The sequence below is a fragment of the Anoxybacillus andreesenii genome, assembly GCF_030813005.1.
GTDB lineage: Bacteria > Bacillota > Bacilli > Bacillales > Cytobacillaceae > Robertmurraya > Robertmurraya andreesenii.
This window is the reverse complement of record NZ_JAUSTU010000008.1, coordinates 1-19,591: the sequence shown is the minus strand read 5'-3', so window position 1 is coordinate 19,591 and position 19,591 is coordinate 1. Positions and strand designations below refer to the sequence as shown.

The window sequence follows — 19,591 nt, the reverse complement described above, 5'->3', positions numbered from 1 at the left end:
TAATGTGTAAAATAATAGGCGTATACCTAGCTGAAAAAATCTCGTAAAGACTTTGGGATTCGAGTCTAAAAGAGGTGATGATTGGCTTGATTGGTTGCTTGTGTATTCATGGATTTACAGGAAATCCTTCGGAGATAGAGCCTTTGGTTCACTTTTTGCAAAAGCACACGAATTGGAAGATCAAGGTGCCAACCCTGCCAGGACATGGGGAATCGCTTTCTTTAAAAGGAATTAGCTATAATCAATGGATTGAGCATGCTGAAGAGGAGCTTGAGAACCTACTTGATACTTGTGAGACAGTCTTTGTTGTAGGATTCTCCATGGGAGGATTAATTGCAAGCTATTTGGCGGTCCATTATCCGATAAAGAAGCTTATTTTGCTCAGCGCAGCTGCATTCTATGTTCATCCAAAGCAATTGACCATCGATATCATTGAAATGGTAAAGGATTCCTTTAAGGGGAAACTAAAGGAAAACGAACTGTTTATAAGATATAGGAGAAAAATGAAGGAAACCCCAGTTGCTGCAGCCCTACAATTTCGAAAGCTAGTGGCAAGCATTAAACCATTGCTAGGTAGAGTGACGATTCCAACGATGATCGCCCAAGGAGAAATTGATGGAGTGGTACCGCCTAGAAGTGCTTTGTATTTGTATGAAAAGATCGCTGCTCCGCAGAAAAGGCTGATTTTTTTAAAGGAATCAAAGCATCTAATTTGCCATAGTAATGAAAGGGAAAGGCTGTTTCATGAAATTGTAGATTTCTTAAAGTGAGCTTAGCTAGAGATACTTCTGTTGATGAAGGTGGCTAGGTATTCCGATAGTGAATTGAGTTCTATTGTAGAAAATAAAAAAATATGATTTGTCGCTCCCCCTTCATTGCATTTACTACTTTAAAGTGTTAGAATTGGTTGAAAGTGTCAACGAGAATTTAATTTCGGACATACTCCAATCGGGGAATGTCTTTTTTCACTTTTAGCAAAGGCTCTTTTCTCAAACATTGTTACTTTTGGATAAAAATAAAGGGATAACCAATGATTTTTTCAGCTTATCTATTGATACAACGGAGAAAAGAGCTGGTTATTCTATGCGTATCGCACGCCCAATATGAACGGAATGGCTGGCACTAGAGCCATTCCAATATATCAATCCGAACGAAAACAGCCTAAGCAGTCTCATTACTTGTTTAGAATATAATTTTTACAATAAAGAAGGAGAATGAAAACATTGACGAAGTTTGAAGATTTAGGTATTAGCCCCGCCACGATGAAATCCCTGAAAAGAATGGGATTCGAGGAGGCTACCCCAGTACAAGCGGAAACGATTCCACTAAGCTTGCAAAATAAGGACCTTATTGGGCAAGCTCAAACAGGTACTGGAAAAACAGCAGCATTCGGTATTCCTTTAGTTGATAAAATTGATACGGAATCCAATGTAATCCAAGGAATTGTTATTGCCCCAACCCGCGAATTAGCTGTTCAAGTTTCCGAGGAGCTCTACAAAATTGGCTATGGTAAAAGAGCGAGGGTTCTTGCGATTTACGGAGGTCAGGACATCAATCGCCAAATTAGAGCCTTAAAGAATCACCCACAAATTATTGTAGGTACCCCAGGACGTATTCTTGACCATATTAACCGTAGAACGATTCGCTTAGAAAATATTCACACTGTTATTCTGGATGAAGCCGATGAAATGCTTAACATGGGCTTTATTGAAGATATTGAGACGATTCTCTCTAAAACGCCAGAGGAGCGTCAAACCCTATTATTCTCAGCAACGATGCCAGCTCCAATCCAAAGAATGGCTGAAAAATTCATGAAGGACCCACAGATTGTTCGTGTGAAGACAAAGGAAATGACGGTTCCATTAATCGAACAATATTATATTGAGGTTCAGGAAAAGAGCAAATTTGATATCTTGACAAGACTCCTTGATATTCAAACGCCAGAGTTAGCCATTGTGTTTGGGCGGACAAAAAGAAGAGTGGATGAGCTCTCAGAGGCTCTTAACTTACGAGGCTATATGGCTGAAGGAATTCATGGAGATTTAAGTCAGGCCAAACGTCTACAGGTACTGCGCAAGTTCAAGGAAGGCTCCATCGATGTGTTAGTTGCTACGGATGTGGCCGCACGTGGATTGGATATTAGCGGAGTTACGCATGTTTATAACTTTGATATCCCTCAGGATCCAGAGAGCTATGTTCACCGTATCGGACGTACAGGCCGTGCTGGGAAAGAGGGAGTGGCGATGACGTTCATCACTCCAAGAGAAAAATCCTATCTTGCAGTTGTAGAAAAAACGACAAAGAGAAAAATGGATCGCATGAAGCCGCCAACTCTTGATGAAGCTTTGGAAGGACAGCAAAAAGCTGTACTCGAGAAAATTCTTCAATCAATCGAAACAAACAATCTTCAATTTTATAAGCAAGCTGCAGAAGAATTGCTCGAACAGCAGGATGCGACTACGGTTGTTGCGGCTGTGCTTAAAATGTTAACGAAAGAGCCGGATACAACACCAGTTAAGCTAACAGAAGAAAAGCCACTGCCTTCGAAGCGTGACAAACGACCACAGGACCGCAGAGGAAAATTCGAGTCCCGTGATCGTAAAAGAGCTCCGTACAACAAAAGACAAGGGCAAGGCCAGGGACAAGGCGGTAAGCGACATACGAACAGCAAGCCAAGATCAAATAGCTACAAATAAGTTGTAAAAGAGCACAGTGATGTGCTCTTTTTTGCTGAATTGAAACCTATTCTTAGGTTTTTGCGTAAAAGAAGTATGGAATTTTTGCTTCAAGAAGGAGGAGCCTATGTTATTTGAACCACAGAAAAGGATTTCAGAACGTGCCTTGCCTGTTTGGAGAATTACAGGTGGCATTTACAGTTTGATTGCGTTAATTATTTGTGGAGGTGCCATTGCACTAACCATTATTTTGGAGTGGCCCGTATGGATTATTGCAGCTGCCATCATCTTATTGATTCTCGATATCTATTTTTTTGTCTATTTATTCCCGCTTCTAAAATGGAAACGCTGGCGCTACGAGGTTAGAGATCAGGAAATTGAATTGCAGCATGGTATTTTTATCGTAAAGCGGACCTTGGTTCCAATGATTCGGGTACAGCATGTGGATACGAAGCAGGGGCCGATCTTGAGAAAATACGACCTCGCAACGGTGGCGGTTTCGACGGCAGCGACGGTTCATGAAATCCCTGCACTAGAGCTAGGGGAGGCAGAGGAGCTAAGGGTGTTCATATCAAGGTTAGCAAGGGTGGCTGATGAGGATGTCTGAACCGAAACGACTTCATCCAATCACAGCGGTCCTCAACGGATTAAAGACGCTGAAAGAGCTCATTATTCCATTTTTCGCATTCGTTGTATTCGGAAGCAAAGGAATAGGTACGATTCTTATCCCTATTATTGGAGGAGCGGTCATCCTTATTCTAATTTTAGCTTCTGGAATCGTGTCATGGCTTCGTTACACATACAGATTGGAAGAAGGAGAGCTTAGAATTGAATACGGTCTATTCGTCAGGAAAAAACGCTATATCCCCTTTGAGCGAATTCAAAGCCTTGATTTTTCGGAAGGGATATTCCATCGTCCATTTGGATTGGTCAAGGTAAAGATTGAAACAGCGGGTTCTAGTGGAGCTGACGCTGAAGCCGTTTTAACGGCAATTTCAAAGGTGGAGGCTGCCGCCATTCAGGATGTCCTTCAAAATGCAAAAAATAATCGCTCGGAAGATGTACTGTCGCAAGAAGTGAAGGAGGAAATTTTATATAAAATTTCAGCGAAAGAACTTCTCTTATTGGCATCGACATCCGGTGGTGTCGGAGTGGTTATTTCAGCCGTTGTTGCATTCCTATCTCAATTTGATGACATCATCCCCTATGAAACCGTCTTTCATCAGCTGGAGGATTTAGTTGCAAATGGCGTGATTTTTATAAGTATCCTTGTTTTTATCGGCTTTGTGCTTGCTTGGATCATTGCAGTCATTGGGATGATGCTGAAGTATGCTGATTTTACATTGAAGAAGGTTGATAATGATCTAATTATCACTAGGGGATTATTAGAAAAAAAGCAGCTGACGATTCCGTTGAATCGAATCCAAGGTATCCGGATTAGTGAAAACCTATTGCGTCAGCCATTAGGCTATGCAAGCGTCTATATTGAAAGTGCTGGAGGCTCAGCGCAAAACGCTGAAAGTGCAGCGGTAAACATCCTTCCGTTTATCAAAAGGGATAAGGTACGGGGTATTATTGAAGGGAATATCGACGGATATACCTTATCTGACGAGATGATTTCCGCTCCAAAACGTTCTTTAAGAAGATATGTATTTAGAGGCTGGTTCTTAGTTGTTCCAATCAGCGTTCTTTTAATCATTTTCTTGAGACCTTGGGGTTTTCTGTCCTTATTATTATTGCCGCTCTCAGCGGGTTGGTCTTATTTAAAGTTCAAGGCGGCGGGTTGGAATCAAACTGGAAATCAATTAACCCTATCCTATCGGAATGTTGTTAAGCATACGGTTTATATGCAGAAGAATAAGATCCAATCCCTGGCGATGAAGAAAAGCTTTTTTCAGAGCAAGAAGGAGCTGGCTTCGGTCGAGGCCAAGGTCATGTCTGGGATGGGAGGAGCAGGTGGGGCAGTTGTTGATTTAGAGGAAAAGGATGTTCGTACCATGTACGAATGGTATTCAAGGGAAGAAAAAGCGCTGTGACTCAGCGCTTTTTCTTAATATTGTCGGCCTTTTCCAATGAGCATACTGCCGAGGACGAATCCTGAAATTAACCCGAAGAGATGGGCGGTCACATTAATATTTGGCTGGAGAAAGGTCATTAAGACGCCGATGATGGCAATGGTTAAGATCACTTGAGTATTTTCACTTGACATTAAATCCTTTCTTAGCAGCACAATGGCAAGATACACGCCAAATAAACCAAATATGGCCCCGCTCGAGCCAACATGGGTATAGGTTAATGGTTTCAGCAATAATGTAGCGACATTTGCGAGAATCCCTGTCGCTAAATATAGAAGGATAAAGCGCGATTTCCCAAGCATCCGTTCAAGAGCAGGACCAAACAGGACGAGTGAGAAGCTATTAAATAATACATGTGCAAGCCCGCTATGAATGAAGATTGGAGTGACAAGACGCCAATATTCCCCTTGAACGATATATAAGTTCACACCCATTAAGGTTTCAAACAGCCATGCAGAAGGGAAGGCTGGTATTACGGTTAGCAAATATAATAGGATATGGATAAGGACAATGAAGGAAACAACAGGATAGTAGCGGATAAATTCTTTAAAGCTTTCCGTTCGTACAAACAAATGAAAACCTCCTCGTACTTCTTTAAGTTCATTATAACTATTATGCTTGTCTGTTGAGAAAAATGTAAGGGAGAACGGTTATGATTACTGGCATCGGTATTGATATTGTAGAATTGAAAAGAATTGAAAGCATCGTGGAACGACAAAAAAGGTTCGCAGAAAGAATTTTAACCGAAAATGAAAAACAAACCTTTGAAGGTTTATCTGGAAAGAGAAAAATTGAATTTCTTGCAGGAAGGTTTGCCGCAAAGGAAGCTTTCTCAAAAGCAAATGGTACGGGCATCGGCAAGGAGTTATCCTTTTTAGATATTGAAATTGTTGTTGATGAAAAGGGGAAACCGTATATAAGTAAGCCGTTAGAAAAGCTTGTTCATTTATCCATTTCTCATAGTACAGATTATGCGGTTGCGCAGGTCATCATCGAAGAGAGTTCACACAACGGTTCATGATTAAGGCGAATCGAAAAAATTTAACAGTCTTTCCATAAGGCTCGTCATAATCCCAATGGTTGTCTCATATATTCATAGTGCGATAGGGGAGACAAGACTAGGCGGCGGGAACATTGAGAATCTAAGCCAATGTCTAAATACTGTCTACTCCCTCCATTGATACTGAAGCTAGAACAAGCACAAATGAGACGAAGGGGTTGAAAGAATGAAGAAATGGATTGTACTGCTTCTCGCCGGGTTAATGGTAGTTTTTGCATTGTCCGCCTGTGGGTCGAAGTCACAGGAAGATGTCGTGAAGGATTTGAACAAAAAGCTGGAGGATTTGAAGGGTTATAAGGTAAAGGCGAAGATGACCCTGCAAATGGGCACGGATCCACAAACCTATGATGTGGAAATCTGGCATAAGGAACCAACCTACTATCGCGTTGATTTAAAAAATGCCCAAAAGGATCAAAGCCAAATGATTCTTCGCAATGGTGAGGGAGTTTTTGTTCTTACACCTGCGCTAAATAAGAGCTTCCGATTCCAAAGTGATTGGCCAGAAAATAGCAGCCAAGCCTATCTATATGAGTCGCTTATAAGGGACATTATTGAGGATAAAGAAGCAAAGTTTACAGCAACAAAGGAGCATTATGTGTTTGAAACAAAAACGCGCTATCAAAATAATAAAATGCTGCCATTGCAAGAGATCAAGCTCAATCGGAAGGATCTTACACCCATCAGTGTGAAGGTCATGGATTCTGATCGTAAATCACTCGTGACTGTTGAATTTTCTGCAACTAATTTTAATGCTACCTTTGACAAAAAGGACTTTGATATGGCGAAAAATATGACGGGTGCACAGCTAGAGGTGCCTGTGATGGGGGATTTAGAGGACGAGGAGTTTACAGTGAAATACCCAACGGCTGAAATTCCAGAGGTGGAGCTGATTGAAGAGAAGCCGATGAATACGGAAAATGGCAAACGTGTCATCCTAACCTATGGTGGTGGCGAAAAATCGTTTACTCTTATTCAGGAAAAAGCGGTTGTTGTTCCGACGACGATGGTTGCAACAACGGTCAGCGGCGAACCGGTTGATCTAGGCTTCACGATCGGGGCTCTTTCTTCTAATACACTCACTTGGACCCACCAGGGAGTCGATTATACACTAGCTTCCAAAGACTTGACAGAGGAAGAAATGTTGATGCTTGCCCGTTCTGTCGAGGTACAAGGTGAGATGGGAAAATAAAGAATGATGAGGCTCTTCCAAACGGAAGAGTCTTTTTTGTATTGGTTAGGCCTGTTTACCTTTCCGATTTGACAATCCCTCTCTAGAGTTTGATAATTTTATTTAGAAATGTCCGGAATTTAGGGGGAAGTGGAATTGGATGATGAATGAAGAACAGTTTTATCGGGATACATGGGTGGAAGTGAATCTTGATCATATAAGGGACAATGTGGCTCAAATGAAATCACTTTTACCGGGGGATGTTGAAATGATGGCCGTTGTAAAGGCCAATGCCTATGGTCATGGGGATGTTCAGGTGGCAAAGACAGCCCTCGAAGCGGGAGCCTCTTCCTTAGCTGTAGCCTTTTTGGATGAGGCACTTGCACTAAGGCAAAAAGGGATTGATGCACCGATCCTCGTGCTTGGTGCGACAAATCCCTCTTACGTCCAAATAGCAGCCGAGCATCAAATTACGCTAACGATTTTTCAAGAGGATTGGGTCCGAGAAGCAAAAGAGGTCCTCGGTAAGGACGCAACGGTATCTGTACATCTTAAATTAGACACGGGAATGGGCAGGATTGGAATTCGAGACAAGGAAACATTGCTTAAGATTGAAGGGCTTCTAGGGGAAGATCCGAGGTTTCAGCTAGATGGAGTGTTTACTCATTTTGCAACAGCCGATAGTGGCGATTTAAGCTACTTCCAAGAACAGTTAAGCAAGTTCAAAAGCATGATAAGCGCCCTTAAGACAAAGCCAAGGATGATTCACGCAAGCAATAGCGCAGCTTCCTTAAGAGAACCTGCAGCTTTTTTTAATGGGATTCGATTTGGAATTGCGATGTATGGGCTGTCCCCTTCCGTCGAAATGAAAGAAGCGCTACCCTTTTCATTGAAAGAGGCCTTTTCATTAAGAACAAAGCTTATTCACGTGAAGAAGCTCTTGCCCGGGGAAACGGTGAGCTATGGAGCTACGTATGAAGCGCAGGAGGAAGAATGGATCGGCACGCTTCCAATCGGCTATGCCGATGGGTGGATTCGCAAACTCCAAGGGAATGTTGTTCTAGTTAATGGTATGAGAGTGCCAATTGTGGGTAGAATATGCATGGATCAGTGTATGATTAAACTTCCATGTGAGCTTACTGTTGGAACTGTTGTTACTTTAATTGGACAGGATCAGAATGATGCGATAGCGATCGATGAGGTTGCATCGTGGCTCGATACCATCAACTACGAAATTCCATGCTTGATTTCGAGTCGGGTTCCGAGGATTTATGTAAAGGCCGGGAAAAAAATGGCCGTTAGCAATCCAATACTCAAGCTTTTGGACAAGAAAAAAGCATAAAAAAAAGTTATTGTGATGATCATGCATAAAAGGGTGTTTTCTTGGCTGATAATACAGTAGAATTGATAAATTGCCTTTGCATCTAGACGGATTGATGGTATTATTAAATATGGTATAGATTAAGTGATACAACTTTCTCATGCAATGATAACTAGAGAAACCGGAACTTTTGCGGACAGTAAGTACGGTCAAAAATGGTGTGTAGTGATGGTGGAGGTGTATGTTTGTGTCTGAGTCCAGCGCAACAACAGAAATTTTGGTTAGTTTACCTGAGCACTTATTAACTGAATTAGATGGTTATGTCAAACAAGAGAATGTAAACAGAAATGAATTCATTTATCAGGCAACAAAAATGTATTTGCGCGAACGGAAAAAGAGACAAATTCGTGAATCCATGAGACGTGGCTACATGGAAATGGCGAAAATAAACTTATCTATTGCTTCTGAAAGCTTCCATGCAGAATATGAGGCAGAACACACAGTTGAACGTCTTGTAAGCGGGGGATAATCCTTTGATTGTCAAACGTGGAGACGTATATTTTGCAGACCTGTCCCCAGTTGTTGGCTCAGAACAAGGCGGTGTCCGTCCAGTACTTGTGATTCAGAACGACATTGGGAATCGGTTTAGTCCCACAGTCATTATTGCCGCAATAACTGCACAAATTCAAAAAGCAAAACTGCCTACACATGTTGAAATTGATGCGAAGCGATATGGTTTCGAGAGAGACTCGGTCATCCTGTTGGAACAGATACGAACAATCGATAAACAACGCTTAACCGATAAGATTACTCATCTCGATGAAGAAATGATGGAAAAAGTGGACGAAGCATTACAAATCAGCTTAGGTCTCATAGAATTTTAATCCCAAACGCTCCTTATTCAAAGGGCGTTTTTTATTTGTTTTATCAGTATAAACATTTCTTTCTAAAATATGAGTGCAAAAGCCGAATACTGAATATAAGGCGATTTCCCCTAGGGCGAGTTGAATACTCGTCTTTTTTTGTACTCTATTTTTGCCAAGGTTTGAATAGAATGGGAAGAGGGTAAATAGAAAAGTCGGTAAGTTGTGAATATTTTGTATTATCATCAAAGGGCTGTTATCATAAATAGAAAGTTGGTTTACATTTTATTATTTGGATGGGAGAGGATGAAATGAATCGGGTTATCATCCATTATATTCAAGAACAAAAGGAGCATATCCTCAAGCAATGGGTCGAAAAAATGAAGGAAAAATCAGATGATCGTGTTCTGAGAGTGGTCTCCAACCATGTGTTTGTGGGGACTAGCAGAGAATTTGTAGAAATGGTGATCTCTAATCTGAATGAAACAAATGATGAATATAGCGAAAGGCTCCATGATTTTGCGGAAAAAGTGGTGAAGCTTGGTTGGCCATTAAGCTTTGTTACCGAGGGAATCCGGGTGTTTTCCTCGATTGTCTTTGAGGGAATAAAAGCGGATCGGCTAGTTAGTGAAGAGGATGAAATGAAGGTTTTCTATGGCCTGGATAAGTGGACAACTCCGATGACCAATGAAATTGTCCATATTTATTCAACCACTTGGGAACGAACGGTTTCTCTGCAAAAAATTGCGTTACAGGAGCTTTCAGCCCCGTTAATCCCTGTCTTTGACGGCATTTCTGTTATGCCTCTGATCGGGGCGATCGATACGGAAAGAGCCAAACAAATCATGGAAAACCTTCTCAACGGGGTAGTCAAGCATCGTTCAGAAGTCGTTTTAATTGATATTACTGGTGTTCCGGTAGTCGATACAATGGTTGCTCACCATATTATTCAAGCTGCTGAAGCAGTGAGACTTGTTGGCGCAAAATGCATGCTTGTAGGAATTCGTCCGGAAATTGCACAAACAATCGTGAATCTGGGAATCAGTTTGAATCAGATTACGACTAAGAATACATTGAAAAAAAGGATGGAAGCAGCGTTGGAGCAGACGAACAAGAAAATTGTACAGGTGGGTGGAAAAAGTGAGGATTCCAATTCTTAAATTGTATGACTATTTATTGGTTTCCATTCAATGGGAACTAGATGATCAAACAGCTTTGCAATTTCAAGAGGATTTGCTACATAAGATTCATGAAACGAGCGCAAGCGGAGTTGTCATTGATATTACATCGATTGACTTCATCGATTCTTTTATCGCAAAGGTATTGGGCGATGTGATAAGCATGTCAAAGCTAATGGGAGCACAGGTGGTCATAACAGGGATACAGCCTGCCGTGGCGATTACTTTAATAGAGTTAGGAATAAGACTGGATGATGTTTTGACCTCCTTGGATTTAGAAAAGGGCCTGGAGAAATTACAACAGGAATTGGGGGAATAACTACATGAGTAACCAATCCTGCGTGAGAATCCAGACTGAATGGGACATCGTAGCCGCAAGACAATTGGGTCGCAATGTTGCCAAAGAGCTTGGATTTGGAATTGTGGATCAAGCGCGCATCACTACTGCCATTAGTGAGCTGGCAAGAAATATTTTCATTTATGCAGATAAAGGAAAGGTATGTATTGAGAAAATATATGAAAAAGGACATGCGGGATTACGTATTGTAGCAATAGACAATGGACCTGGAATTATGGATATACGGTTGGCTATGGAGGACGGATATTCTACCTCTGGTGGTCTTGGTGCGGGACTTCCGGGTGTAAAAAGGCTTATGGATGAATTTCAAATTGTTTCATCACCAGAAACCGGGACAGAAATCAATGCCATCAAATGGATACGGTAGGAGGGGTACTTATGCCTTTTCGTGATGTGATGGAAGCGAAATACCGAGATATTCTAACTAGATATATTAATGAGCAATCGGAGTCAACCCTTTATCTCGGGCAAAAATTCAGCAGAAAATCCATAGAAAATCAGATTACTCCTGAAGAAATTATCAGTCTTCATAAAATGCTTTTGCAGAAGATGTATCCCGACATGCCAGATTATGTCGTCCATTCGTTTGACATCCTACTTGAAATTATGCTCGGTTACGGCTTTGCCTATCGCGAGCATCAAAGCCTAAGGGATCAGCAAAAAGAGCTTCGCTCGGAAATGGAAATCGCCGCCAACGTTCAGCAGGTTCTTCTTGAAACGGAAATACCCACTATTGAAGGGCTAGATATCGGGGCGATTAGTGTACCTGCCAGACATATGAACGGGGATTACTATAATTTTGTCCAGGATGACAACAAAAGCATTAGCATTGCGATTGCAGATGTGATTGGGAAGGGAATTCCAGCGGCCCTCTGTATGTCCATGATAAAGTACGCGATGGATAGCTTGCCTGAGCATCGAAATGAACCGAGCATTTTATTGGAAAATCTAAATCGTGTAGTAGAACAGAATGTGGACCCGAGCATGTTTGTGACGATGTTTTATGGAATGTACAATTTTGAACATCATATTTTTTCCTATGCCTCGGCAGGACATGAGCCGGGATTTTATTATGATGGGAGCAAGAAAGAGTTTGAAGAAATCAAGGCAAAGGGACTGTTGCTTGGTATCGAAAAAAAAACCAAATATCCACAATATGAAAAAATGGTCCATCCTGGTGATATGATTATCCTTTTATCTGATGGAGTTACGGAATGCAAGACGGCTGACGGGTTTATTGAAAAGGAATTTATTCTTTCTAATATTCGGAAATACATTCATTTGTCTGCACAAGAAATTGTGAACCATATTTTTAAGGATGTTGAGAAGCTGCAGAATTTTCGATTAAGAGACGACTTTACCTTGATTATTTTAAAAAGGAGTGTTTAATCCTCCATGCAGAGGGTAATGGAAAAGAAGATTGTTAGGGGGAGAGGGATTAAGGATGAATATCGAGATAGAGGTACTAGAGCATAACAACTCAGTAGAGGTAAATGTGTGTGGTGAAATAGATGCTTATACCGCCCCAAAGCTCAGGGATGCCCTCTATCCGTTCTCAACAAAAGAGAAAATGAAGATAATCGTCAATCTTAAAGATGTCGTTTATATGGACAGTACGGGGCTGGGGGTATTGGTTGGGATTTTTAAGAATATCCGTTCCAATCAGGGCGAACTTCAAATCATTGGATTAACAGGACGCCTCAAAAGACTTTTCGAGATAACAGGATTAGCAGATATCATGAATATTAATAGTCGGATTGAGGGTGAAGCGGAATGAGTCAGCCATTTGATTACATCGAGATAAAAATTCCTGCGAAACCTGAATATGTTGGAGTGGTGAGATTAACGTCATCTGGCATAGCAGGGAGAATGGGATTTTCCTACGATGATATTGAGGATTTGAAAATCGCGATTAGTGAGGCCTGCACAAATGCTGTTCAGCATGCCTATAAATCAACCAATATTGGTGAGGTCGTGATTGGCTTTGCACTTTTCAAAGATCGGCTTGAGGTGATGGTGGCTGATCATGGGGAGAGTTTCAATTTTCAAGAGCTAAAGAGCCAGCTTGGTCCTTATGACCAAGAGGGTGTCTCCGTTGAAATCATGCGTGAGGGAGGATTAGGGCTGTATTTGATTGAGTCCTTGATGGATGAAGTAAGAATTCAGCATAAGGAAGGTGTTACGGTCTATATGACGAAATACCTGGAGGGAGAGAAGGTGGAGCTTGATGCAGAGACCGTCTCAACCTAATTCCCTCACTAAAGAGGAGATTGAAGAATACATCAAATACTTTCAGGAGCATCAGGATGAAGAGGCGCAGACATTATTGGTTCTCCATTATAAAGCTCTTATTGATCATATTGCCAGGAAGTACTCAAAGGGTAGATCCTACCATGAGGACATCGTTCAGGTTGGCATTATTGGATTACTGGGGGCGATAAGGCGGTATGATGCTTCGATCGGAAAGAGCTTTGAGGCGTTTCTAGTCCCCACGATCGTGGGAGAGATCAAAAGATTTATGAGAGATAAGACATGGAGTGTCCATGTTCCTAGAAGAATAAAAGAGCTAAGCCCCAAAATTAATAAGACGGTAGAGGAATTAACGACGGTTTTTCACCACTCGCCCAAAATTCACGAAATCGCCGAGGCCTTGAAGATCTCAGAGGAAGACGTGCTTGAGGCGATGGAGATGGGAAAGAGCTATTCTGCCTTGTCGGTTGATCACCCTTTAGAGGTCGATTCAGATGGCGGCACAGTGACGTTACTCGACATTGTGGGCAATGTGGATGATGGGTATGAGAAGGTCAATCAGCGGCTAGTACTTGAAAGGGTTCTGCATGTGTTAACAAAACGAGAAAAAGCAATCATTCAGTGCGCGTTTTTGGATAATCTGAGCCAAAAGGAGACAGGCGAAAAATTGGGGATATCACAAATGCACGTATCGCGCCTGCAGCGAAGGGCGATTAAAAAACTAAGAGAAGCCATTCTAAATGATGATAAAAGTACGGAGTGTCTATCATGAAACATTTTTGTAGTGAAGAAGTTGAAGTGCTTGCGCATCAACGAACAAAGGAAGGCAATGAGCAGTGCGGCGACGGGTACTACTATACCAGCACTGATGAGTATTTTTTTTGTATCCTCGCAGATGGCTTAGGCAGTGGATATAATGCTCATGATTCATCAACGGCCGTTATTTCAATCGCAAAAGAGTACCATCATGAAAATGTGGACTCGGTCATGAGAAGGTGTAATGAAGCACTTGCTCAAAAGAGAGGCGCAGCAGTTGCCATTCTGAAAGTATATTTTTTGAAAAAAGAATTTGTCTATAGCTGTGTTGGGAATATCCGCTTTTTCCTCTACTCCTCTTCCGGAAAACTGACCTACCCATTACCTGTAACAGGATATCTGTCTGGAAAGCCGCAGACTTTTCGTACGCAATGCTATCCTTATGAATCAGCTTCAAAATTCCTTCTATATTCAGATGGCTTTCATTTTAATGGCTTAAAAACCATCTTAAACGTAGAAAAACCCCTTCATTCCATCGCTGAAGATATTAAGGGAAGGCCCTCCTCCTCTTCAGACGACGCCACCTTCATCATCGGCAGCCTCTTATAACGGTACCAGGTACGCCCGGTGGACAAATGAGCGAAAGTGTCCACCTGGGGCGGACACTCCCCTTTGGAATGTGCAATTGAGAGTAGATGTCTGTTAAAATAATGAAGAGGATAAATTATTTGTCTGGAGGCTAGTCTTGTGGAGCAAACAATAGATAAGCAAGATCATTTTCTAAAGATTATTTCTACTGAACAATCCATTCCCTTGAAATCGGTTAAAAACGTGATTTCCTTATTGAATGATGGAAATACAGTTCCGTTTATTGCGCGTTACCGAAAGGAAGCAACAGGAGCTCTTGATGAGGTGCAAATTCGTGACATTATGGAGCGGTGGAATTATATCCAAAATCTCGAGCAACGAAAGGAAGAGGTTGTCCGTTTAATTGAAGAGCAGGGGAAACTAACCCCTGAACTCAAACAAGCTATCGAAGCCTCTATTAAGCTCCAGGAGGTAGAGGACCTCTATCGACCTTATAAGCAGAAGAGGAGAACAAAAGCGACTATTGCTAAGGAAAAAGGATTGGAACCATTAGCAGAGTGGATGATGTCTTTTCCGACTTCCGGCTCGCTAGAGGGGAAAGCCGAGGAGTTCTTATCAGAGGAGAAGGAGGTTTCCTCAGTAGAGGATGCCATCTCAGGGGCAAGGGATATTATTGCAGAGTGGGTTTCTGATGATGCAGATGGACGAAAGTGGATTAGGAGAGAAACCTTTAAAACAGGGGTAGTTGAATGTGCGGTAAAGGACGCAGAAAAAGACGAAAAAAATGTCTATGAAATGTACTATGAGTATTCAGAGCCTGTATCAAAGATTGTGCCCCATCGGATACTTGCGATTAATCGTGGGGAAAAAGAAGAGATCTTGAGAACTACCATTAAGCCTAATGTGGACTTAATGATCGATTATTTGAAGAAAAAGTGGATCAAGAATCCTGCATCTATAACGGCTTCCTCTGCTCTAGAAGCTATTGAGGACGGGTACAAAAGGTTAATTCAGCCTTCCATTGAAAGAGAGATTCGAAGCGAGTTAACAGAGAAAGCGGAGGAACAAGCAATCCATATTTTTTCGGAGAATCTAAGAAATCTATTACTTCAGCCTCCACTTAAAGGCAAGGTGGTTCTTGGTGTTGACCCTGCTTATCGGACAGGCTGTAAGCTTGCCGTTGTGGACGAAACAGGGAAGGTTCTGAAAATTGATGTAATCTATCCACATCCACCAAGTGCAAAGCCAAGGGAGGCCAAGCAAAAGGTGGATGCCATATTGAAGGAATATCAGGTAGAGGTTGTTGCGATTGGAAATGGGACAGCATCAAGGGAAACCGAGCAGTTTGTTGCGGATATTCTTAAAGAACAAGAGGCACCTATTTTTTATTTGATTGTCAACGAAGCGGGAGCGAGTGTCTATTCTGCATCCGATATTGCCCGTGAGGAGTTTCCTAATTTTCAGGTTGAGGAAAGAAGCGCCGTTTCTATTGCACGCAGACTCCAGGACCCACTGGCTGAGCTGGTAAAAATCGACCCGAAATCAGTTGGAGTCGGGCAATACCAGCATGATGTGTCTCAGAAAAAACTCAGTGAATCCTTAACCTTCGTCGTAGAAACAACGGTAAACCAGGTAGGAGTCAATGTGAATACAGCTTCCTCATCTCTACTACAGTATGTCGCAGGTCTTTCAAAGACGGTTGCAAATAATATTGTGAAAAAGCGCGAAGAGGAAGGGAAATTTGTTGAGCGAAATCAATTGAAGAAAATTCCTCGCCTTGGTGCCAAAACCTATGAGCAAGCAATCGGATTCTTAAGGGTAATTGATGGAAAGGAACCCTTAGATCGGACAGGCATTCACCCTGAAAGCTACTCCGAGGTTAAAAGGTTGTTAAAAAATCTAGGATTTACTGCGAAGGATCTCGGCACGGATGCACTGAAGGAGGCACTTTCAAAGATTCAAGTAAAAGAGATGGCAGCAGAATTAGAAATTGGAGAGCTAACCTTACATGATATTATCGAAGCCTTGATGAGTCCTGAACGGGATCCGCGTGATGATCTTCCGAGACCATTGCTCAAGAAAGATGTTTTGAAGTTAGAGGATCTAAAGCCTGGAATGGAATTGCAGGGTACGGTTAGAAATGTCGTCGATTTTGGTGCATTTGTAGATGTTGGGGTGAAGCAGGATGGCCTCGTTCATATTTCTAAGCTAAAAAAAGGTTACGTGAAGCATCCGATGGATGTCGTTTCGGTTGGCGACGTTGTGACCGTTTGGGTGGAATCTGTAGATATAAAGAAGGGAAGGGTGGCACTAACGATGCTCTCTCCTCAAGAGTAATGTAGAAACACTGCCTAATTGCAATTAAGAATGAATTTTGAAATTTGAATACTGTCTAGCTCCAGCGCCTATCGCCTATCAAACTTCAGGCCCCCTCCGCAACGATTGCGTCAACTAAGAATTGCTAACGCAATTCAAGTTTCCTTTATCGAAAGAACAGGTCCTTCCAGTTTGTACGGCGATGAACGAGGCGCTTGCGCTTTTCCTATGAGCAGTGTTTTTTTCTGTAAAAAAACCAGCATTGATTAAGCAGTTTAATTTGGTAGCGATTTTTCTCAAGAAAGGCTCTTTGCATCTGATTTTGAAACCAAGTAGGCATATTAATACCTCCAATTCAAGATATGAAAGGGTATATACAATGTATGCTATAATGGGTTGTCATGTTTACTAAATTAGAGGGGATTTCGTCATAATGGAAGATTATCAGCTTCAGGCGCTTGTAGAAAGATTGTCCATGGAGTATTTTCAAAAGCCGTTTAAGCATCGAGCTGTTTTTAATCATCGCTTACGTACGACAGGTGGGCGATATCTATTACAATCTCATGATATTGAAATCAATCGAAAATATTTAGAACAGCTGGGGGAAGAAGAACTCATTGGGATTATCAAGCATGAGCTTTGTCATTATCATTTGCATCTTGAAGGCAAAGGATATCAGCATCGTGATCAAGAATTTAAGGCTCTATTGAAAAAGGTGGGCGCCCCACGCTTTTGTAATATGCTGCCGGATAGACCTGCTACAAATCGAAGTCATAAGATACTTCGCTACCGATGCTCTAAATGCGGTCTTGTATTTAAAAGAAAAAGGGCTATTAATGTTACACGCTACGTGTGCGGAAAATGTCGTGGGAAATTAATTAAAATGGATAGTTGACTTTCAAAAAAAACGGTGTTATCTTATAAACCTCGGCTCAAAAAAACGAAGAACTGAATCGAAATTTTGTTCTTGACTTGAAGAATACATCTCATTATAATATGAAGAGTCGATAAGACAGTAACATTCAAAAGCAGATTATTCCGCGGTAGCTCAGTGGTAGAGCAACGAGCGAAACATCATGAATAGTCTACGAGTTGTACTCATCGAGATGCTACTTGAATGCTCTTTCTGAGATGAGGACAATCAAAGAAAGCCTAAGGCGTATAGCCAAATCTTAATATTCCGCGGTAGCTCAGTGGTAGAGCAATCGGCTGTTAACCGATCGGTCGTAGGTTCGAATCCTACCCGCGGAGCCATTAGGGGAAGTACTCAAGAGGCTGAAGAGGCGCCCCTGCTAAGGGTGTAGGTCGCGCGAGCGGCGCGAGGGTTCAAATCCCTCCTTCTCCGCCATTTCATTTCCTTTGCATGGCCCCTTGGTCAAGCGGTTAAGACACCGCCCTTTCACGGCGGTAACACGGGTTCGAATCCCGTAGGGGTCACCATTTTTATAGAGAAACATCATTTTCACTTATCTAGAAAAAACATTGGTCCGGTAGTTCAGTTGGTTAGAATGCCTGCCTGTCACGCAGGAGGTCGCGGGTTCGAGTCCCGTCCGGACCGCCATTTTCTATCATAAATGAAGTGTTATCAATGGGCTATAGCCAAGCGGTAAGGCAACGGACTTTGACTCCGTCATTCGTAGGTTCGAATCCTGCTAGCCCAGCCATTTCTTAGAGCCATTAGCTCAGTCGGTAGAGCATCTGACTTTTAATCAGAGGGTCGAAGGTTCGAGTCCTTCATGGCTCACCATGTTTTTTCGCTTTAGCGAAAACAACTATTAATATATGCGGGTGTGGCGGAATTGGCAGACGCACTAGACTTAGGATCTAGCGCCGCGAGGCGTGGGGGTTCGACTCCCTTCACCCGCACCAAGTATTTTCAGTTGAAAACAGCTAAGAAAAATGATATAATATTTTTTGTTGCTAATTTAAGCGGTCGTGGCGGAATGGCAGACGCGCTAGGTTGAGGGCCTAGTGGGGGCAACCCCGTGGAGGTTCAAGTCCTCTCGGCCGCACCAAAAAAAGTGTTGACAAAAGTTATTATTTTGATATAATAAATAGGTCGCTTCAAAAAGATTCGCGCCCGTAGCTCAATTGGATAGAGCGTTTGACTACGGATCAAAAGGTTAGGGGTTCGACTCCTCTCGGGCGCGCCATAAATTAATCGGGAAGTAGCTCAGCTTGGTAGAGCACTTGGTTTGGGACCAAGGGGTCGCAGGTTCGAATCCTGTCTTCCCGACCATGAAGGTCATAGAATGCGGGTGTAGTTTAATGGTAAAACCACAGCCACGAGCTACGCATCTATGAATATGCTGCGAGTTGCCTCGACACATCAATCATCATTGAATTGGCTTGTAGAGGAAGAGGCATGATAAGGCCAGAATACGTAAGCAAAAATGAATGAATTTACAATCATTATGCGGGTGTAGTTTAATGGTAAAACCACAGCCTTCCAAGCTGTTGTCGTGGGTTCGATTCCCATCACCCGCTCCAAGAATTTTCCACTTTCGTGGATAATCATTGTTCTTTGAAAACTAAACAAATCATACGTCAACGTTAATTCTAGTTGTTTTAAACAACAAATTTTTATGAGCTAATCAACTCTTTATTGGAGAGTTTGATCCTGGCTCAGGACGAACGCTGGCGGCGTGCCTAATACATGCAAGTCGAGCGATATCTTTGGGGGCTTGCCCCCGAAGATGTAGCGGCGGACGGGTGAGTAACACGTGGGCAACCTGCCTGTAAGACTGGGATAACTTCGGGAAACCGGAGCTAATACCGGATAACTCAAGAAACCACATGGTTTCTTGCTAAAAGATGGCTCCGGCTATCACTTACAGATGGGCCCGCGGCGCATTAGCTAGTTGGTGAGGTAATGGCTCACCAAGGCGACGATGCGTAGCCGACCTGAGAGGGTGATCGGCCACACTGGGACTGAGACACGGCCCAGACTCCTACGGGAGGCAGCAGTAGGGAATCTTCCGCA

The 19,591-nt window shown here is 42.4% G+C and carries 21 protein-coding genes, 11 tRNA genes and 1 rRNA gene; 31 read left to right on the top strand and 2 right to left on the bottom strand.

The window, feature by feature from the left end; all coding sequences use genetic code 11:
- The first annotated feature begins 86 nt into the window (after nt 1–86).
- The 4 genes from J2S07_RS09695 (at nt 87) to J2S07_RS09680 (ending at nt 4,711) form a co-directional block, all read left to right on the top strand.
- Nucleotides 87–770, top strand: a complete 684-nt coding sequence (locus J2S07_RS09695; RefSeq protein ID WP_307150192.1) for an alpha/beta hydrolase — start codon at nt 87–89, stop codon at nt 768–770.
- A gap of 453 nt (nt 771–1,223) precedes the next feature.
- Nucleotides 1,224–2,696, top strand: a complete 1,473-nt coding sequence (cshA, locus tag J2S07_RS09690; RefSeq protein WP_307150191.1) for a degradosome RNA helicase CshA — start codon at nt 1,224–1,226, stop codon at nt 2,694–2,696.
- 106 nt (nt 2,697–2,802) lie between these two features.
- Nucleotides 2,803–3,282 (top strand): PH domain-containing protein, encoded by a 480-nt coding sequence (locus J2S07_RS09685; protein WP_307150190.1) that lies wholly within the window; start codon nt 2,803–2,805, stop codon nt 3,280–3,282.
- Nucleotides 3,275–4,711, top strand: a complete 1,437-nt coding sequence (locus J2S07_RS09680) for a PH domain-containing protein (RefSeq protein WP_307150189.1) — start codon at nt 3,275–3,277, stop codon at nt 4,709–4,711. The genes J2S07_RS09685 and J2S07_RS09680 overlap by 8 nt, the downstream gene beginning before the upstream one ends.
- A 14-nt stretch (nt 4,712–4,725) precedes the next feature.
- Here the strand turns inward: J2S07_RS09680 and J2S07_RS09675 are convergent, their stop codons facing one another.
- A complete protein-coding gene (locus tag J2S07_RS09675) occupies nt 4,726–5,322 on the bottom strand; it encodes a rhomboid family intramembrane serine protease (RefSeq protein WP_307150188.1) in 597 nt (198 codons plus the stop codon).
- Nucleotides 5,323–5,402: 80 nt separating this feature from the next.
- Between J2S07_RS09675 and acpS the strand changes: the two genes are divergently transcribed.
- The 14 genes from acpS (at nt 5,403) to J2S07_RS09605 (ending at nt 16,629) form a co-directional block, all read left to right on the top strand.
- Nucleotides 5,403–5,771 (top strand): holo-ACP synthase, encoded by a 369-nt coding sequence (gene acpS, locus J2S07_RS09670; RefSeq protein WP_307150187.1) that lies wholly within the window; start codon nt 5,403–5,405, stop codon nt 5,769–5,771.
- Nucleotides 5,772–5,976: 205 nt separating this feature from the next.
- Entirely contained in the window at nt 5,977–6,999 is a 1,023-nt protein-coding gene (locus J2S07_RS09665) for a LolA family protein (RefSeq protein WP_307150186.1), read from the top strand.
- 139 nt (nt 7,000–7,138) lie between these two features.
- Nucleotides 7,139–8,320, top strand: a complete 1,182-nt coding sequence (gene alr, locus J2S07_RS09660) for an alanine racemase (protein WP_307150185.1) — start codon at nt 7,139–7,141, stop codon at nt 8,318–8,320.
- A gap of 226 nt (nt 8,321–8,546) precedes the next feature.
- Complete coding sequence (locus J2S07_RS09655) at nt 8,547–8,828, top strand: CopG family ribbon-helix-helix protein (RefSeq protein WP_307150184.1); 282 nt, start codon at nt 8,547–8,549, stop codon at nt 8,826–8,828.
- Between the two features lie 4 nt (nt 8,829–8,832).
- The gene (ndoA, locus tag J2S07_RS09650; protein WP_016201246.1) at nt 8,833–9,183 is read left to right on the top strand and encodes a type II toxin-antitoxin system endoribonuclease NdoA; all 351 of its coding nucleotides are present in this window, start codon (nt 8,833–8,835) and stop codon (nt 9,181–9,183) included.
- A 290-nt stretch (nt 9,184–9,473) separates the two neighbouring features.
- On the top strand, nt 9,474–10,322 hold the full coding sequence (gene rsbRA / locus J2S07_RS09645) for an RsbT co-antagonist protein RsbRA (RefSeq protein WP_307150183.1): 849 nt from the start codon (nt 9,474–9,476) through the stop codon (nt 10,320–10,322).
- Nucleotides 10,303–10,659, top strand: a complete 357-nt coding sequence (locus tag J2S07_RS09640; RefSeq protein ID WP_307150182.1) for an STAS domain-containing protein — start codon at nt 10,303–10,305, stop codon at nt 10,657–10,659. The genes rsbRA and J2S07_RS09640 overlap by 20 nt, the downstream gene beginning before the upstream one ends.
- 4 nt (nt 10,660–10,663) lie before the next feature.
- Nucleotides 10,664–11,065 (top strand): anti-sigma regulatory factor, encoded by a 402-nt coding sequence (locus J2S07_RS09635; protein WP_307150181.1) that lies wholly within the window; start codon nt 10,664–10,666, stop codon nt 11,063–11,065.
- 11 nt (nt 11,066–11,076) lie between these two features.
- Entirely contained in the window at nt 11,077–12,087 is a 1,011-nt protein-coding gene (locus tag J2S07_RS09630; RefSeq protein ID WP_307150180.1) for a PP2C family protein-serine/threonine phosphatase, read from the top strand.
- Nucleotides 12,088–12,142: 55 nt separating this feature from the next.
- Nucleotides 12,143–12,475 carry an anti-sigma factor antagonist gene (locus J2S07_RS09625; protein WP_307150179.1) on the top strand — a complete coding sequence of 111 codons (333 nt, stop codon included), beginning with the start codon at nt 12,143–12,145 and terminating at the stop codon, nt 12,473–12,475.
- The gene (rsbW, locus tag J2S07_RS09620; RefSeq protein ID WP_307150178.1) at nt 12,472–12,948 is read left to right on the top strand and encodes an anti-sigma B factor RsbW; all 477 of its coding nucleotides are present in this window, start codon (nt 12,472–12,474) and stop codon (nt 12,946–12,948) included. Before J2S07_RS09625 ends, rsbW begins: the two co-directional genes overlap by 4 nt.
- Entirely contained in the window at nt 12,926–13,720 is a 795-nt protein-coding gene (gene sigB / locus J2S07_RS09615) for an RNA polymerase sigma factor SigB (RefSeq protein WP_307150177.1), read from the top strand. The genes rsbW and sigB overlap by 23 nt, the downstream gene beginning before the upstream one ends.
- Nucleotides 13,717–14,313, top strand: a complete 597-nt coding sequence (locus J2S07_RS09610) for a PP2C family serine/threonine-protein phosphatase (protein ID WP_307150176.1) — start codon at nt 13,717–13,719, stop codon at nt 14,311–14,313. The genes sigB and J2S07_RS09610 overlap by 4 nt, the downstream gene beginning before the upstream one ends.
- Nucleotides 14,314–14,451: 138 nt before the next feature.
- A complete protein-coding gene (locus J2S07_RS09605) occupies nt 14,452–16,629 on the top strand; it encodes a Tex family protein (protein WP_307150175.1) in 2,178 nt (725 codons plus the stop codon).
- A gap of 205 nt (nt 16,630–16,834) precedes the next feature.
- On the opposite strand, the gene cmpA is transcribed toward J2S07_RS09605, so the two are convergent.
- Nucleotides 16,835–16,948: a cortex morphogenetic protein CmpA gene (cmpA, locus tag J2S07_RS09600; protein ID WP_136833854.1), complete on the bottom strand. Its 114-nt coding sequence runs from the start codon at nt 16,946–16,948 to the stop codon at nt 16,835–16,837.
- Between the two features lie 93 nt (nt 16,949–17,041).
- Here cmpA and J2S07_RS09595 point away from each other — a divergent pair, with 93 nt between their 5' ends.
- The 13 genes from J2S07_RS09595 to J2S07_RS09535 form a co-directional block, all read left to right on the top strand.
- On the top strand, nt 17,042–17,503 hold the full coding sequence (locus J2S07_RS09595; protein ID WP_307150174.1) for a SprT family protein: 462 nt from the start codon (nt 17,042–17,044) through the stop codon (nt 17,501–17,503).
- A gap of 284 nt (nt 17,504–17,787) precedes the next feature.
- Nucleotides 17,788–17,862, top strand: a tRNA-Asn gene (locus tag J2S07_RS09590).
- Nucleotides 17,863–17,865: 3 nt separating this feature from the next.
- Nucleotides 17,866–17,956 (top strand) — tRNA-Ser (locus tag J2S07_RS09585).
- A 17-nt stretch (nt 17,957–17,973) separates the two neighbouring features.
- Nucleotides 17,974–18,048, top strand: a tRNA-Glu gene (locus tag J2S07_RS09580).
- Between the two features lie 44 nt (nt 18,049–18,092).
- Nucleotides 18,093–18,169 (top strand) — tRNA-Asp (locus tag J2S07_RS09575).
- A 28-nt stretch (nt 18,170–18,197) separates the two neighbouring features.
- Nucleotides 18,198–18,272: transfer RNA gene (locus tag J2S07_RS09570), tRNA-Gln, on the top strand.
- A 7-nt stretch (nt 18,273–18,279) separates the two neighbouring features.
- Nucleotides 18,280–18,355 (top strand) — tRNA-Lys (locus J2S07_RS09565).
- A gap of 37 nt (nt 18,356–18,392) precedes the next feature.
- A tRNA-Leu gene (locus J2S07_RS09560) sits at nt 18,393–18,477 on the top strand.
- A 60-nt stretch (nt 18,478–18,537) separates the two neighbouring features.
- A tRNA-Leu gene (locus J2S07_RS09555) sits at nt 18,538–18,623 on the top strand.
- Between the two features lie 61 nt (nt 18,624–18,684).
- Nucleotides 18,685–18,761 (top strand) — tRNA-Arg (locus J2S07_RS09550).
- A gap of 9 nt (nt 18,762–18,770) precedes the next feature.
- Nucleotides 18,771–18,847, top strand: a tRNA-Pro gene (locus J2S07_RS09545).
- Nucleotides 18,848–19,024: 177 nt separating this feature from the next.
- A tRNA-Gly gene (locus J2S07_RS09540) sits at nt 19,025–19,098 on the top strand.
- A gap of 112 nt (nt 19,099–19,210) precedes the next feature.
- A 16S ribosomal RNA gene (locus tag J2S07_RS09535) occupies nt 19,211–19,591 on the top strand; the annotation flags it as partial.

Bases quoted from the DNA above. Each gene is read 5' to 3' on its own strand.
- J2S07_RS09630 (WP_307150180.1), top strand. From the start codon at position 11,077: ATGCCTTTTCGTGATGTGATGGAAGCGAAATACCGAGATATTCTAACT.
- J2S07_RS09610 (WP_307150176.1), top strand. From the start codon at position 13,717: ATGAAACATTTTTGTAGTGAAGAAGTTGAAGTGCTTGCGCATCAACGA.
- J2S07_RS09680 (WP_307150189.1), top strand. From the start codon at position 3,275: ATGTCTGAACCGAAACGACTTCATCCAATCACAGCGGTCCTCAACGGA.
- J2S07_RS09685 (WP_307150190.1), top strand. From the start codon at position 2,803: ATGTTATTTGAACCACAGAAAAGGATTTCAGAACGTGCCTTGCCTGTT.
- alr (WP_307150185.1), top strand. From the start codon at position 7,139: ATGATGAATGAAGAACAGTTTTATCGGGATACATGGGTGGAAGTGAAT.
- J2S07_RS09635 (WP_307150181.1), top strand. From the start codon at position 10,664: ATGAGTAACCAATCCTGCGTGAGAATCCAGACTGAATGGGACATCGTA.
- J2S07_RS09595 (WP_307150174.1), top strand. From the start codon at position 17,042: ATGGAAGATTATCAGCTTCAGGCGCTTGTAGAAAGATTGTCCATGGAG.
- rsbRA (WP_307150183.1), top strand. From the start codon at position 9,474: ATGAATCGGGTTATCATCCATTATATTCAAGAACAAAAGGAGCATATC.
- cmpA (WP_136833854.1), bottom strand. From the start codon at position 16,948: ATGCCTACTTGGTTTCAAAATCAGATGCAAAGAGCCTTTCTTGAGAAA.
- J2S07_RS09625 (WP_307150179.1), top strand. From the start codon at position 12,143: ATGAATATCGAGATAGAGGTACTAGAGCATAACAACTCAGTAGAGGTA.
- acpS (WP_307150187.1), top strand. From the start codon at position 5,403: ATGATTACTGGCATCGGTATTGATATTGTAGAATTGAAAAGAATTGAA.
- rsbW (WP_307150178.1), top strand. From the start codon at position 12,472: ATGAGTCAGCCATTTGATTACATCGAGATAAAAATTCCTGCGAAACCT.
- sigB (WP_307150177.1), top strand. From the start codon at position 12,926: ATGCAGAGACCGTCTCAACCTAATTCCCTCACTAAAGAGGAGATTGAA.
- J2S07_RS09665 (WP_307150186.1), top strand. From the start codon at position 5,977: ATGAAGAAATGGATTGTACTGCTTCTCGCCGGGTTAATGGTAGTTTTT.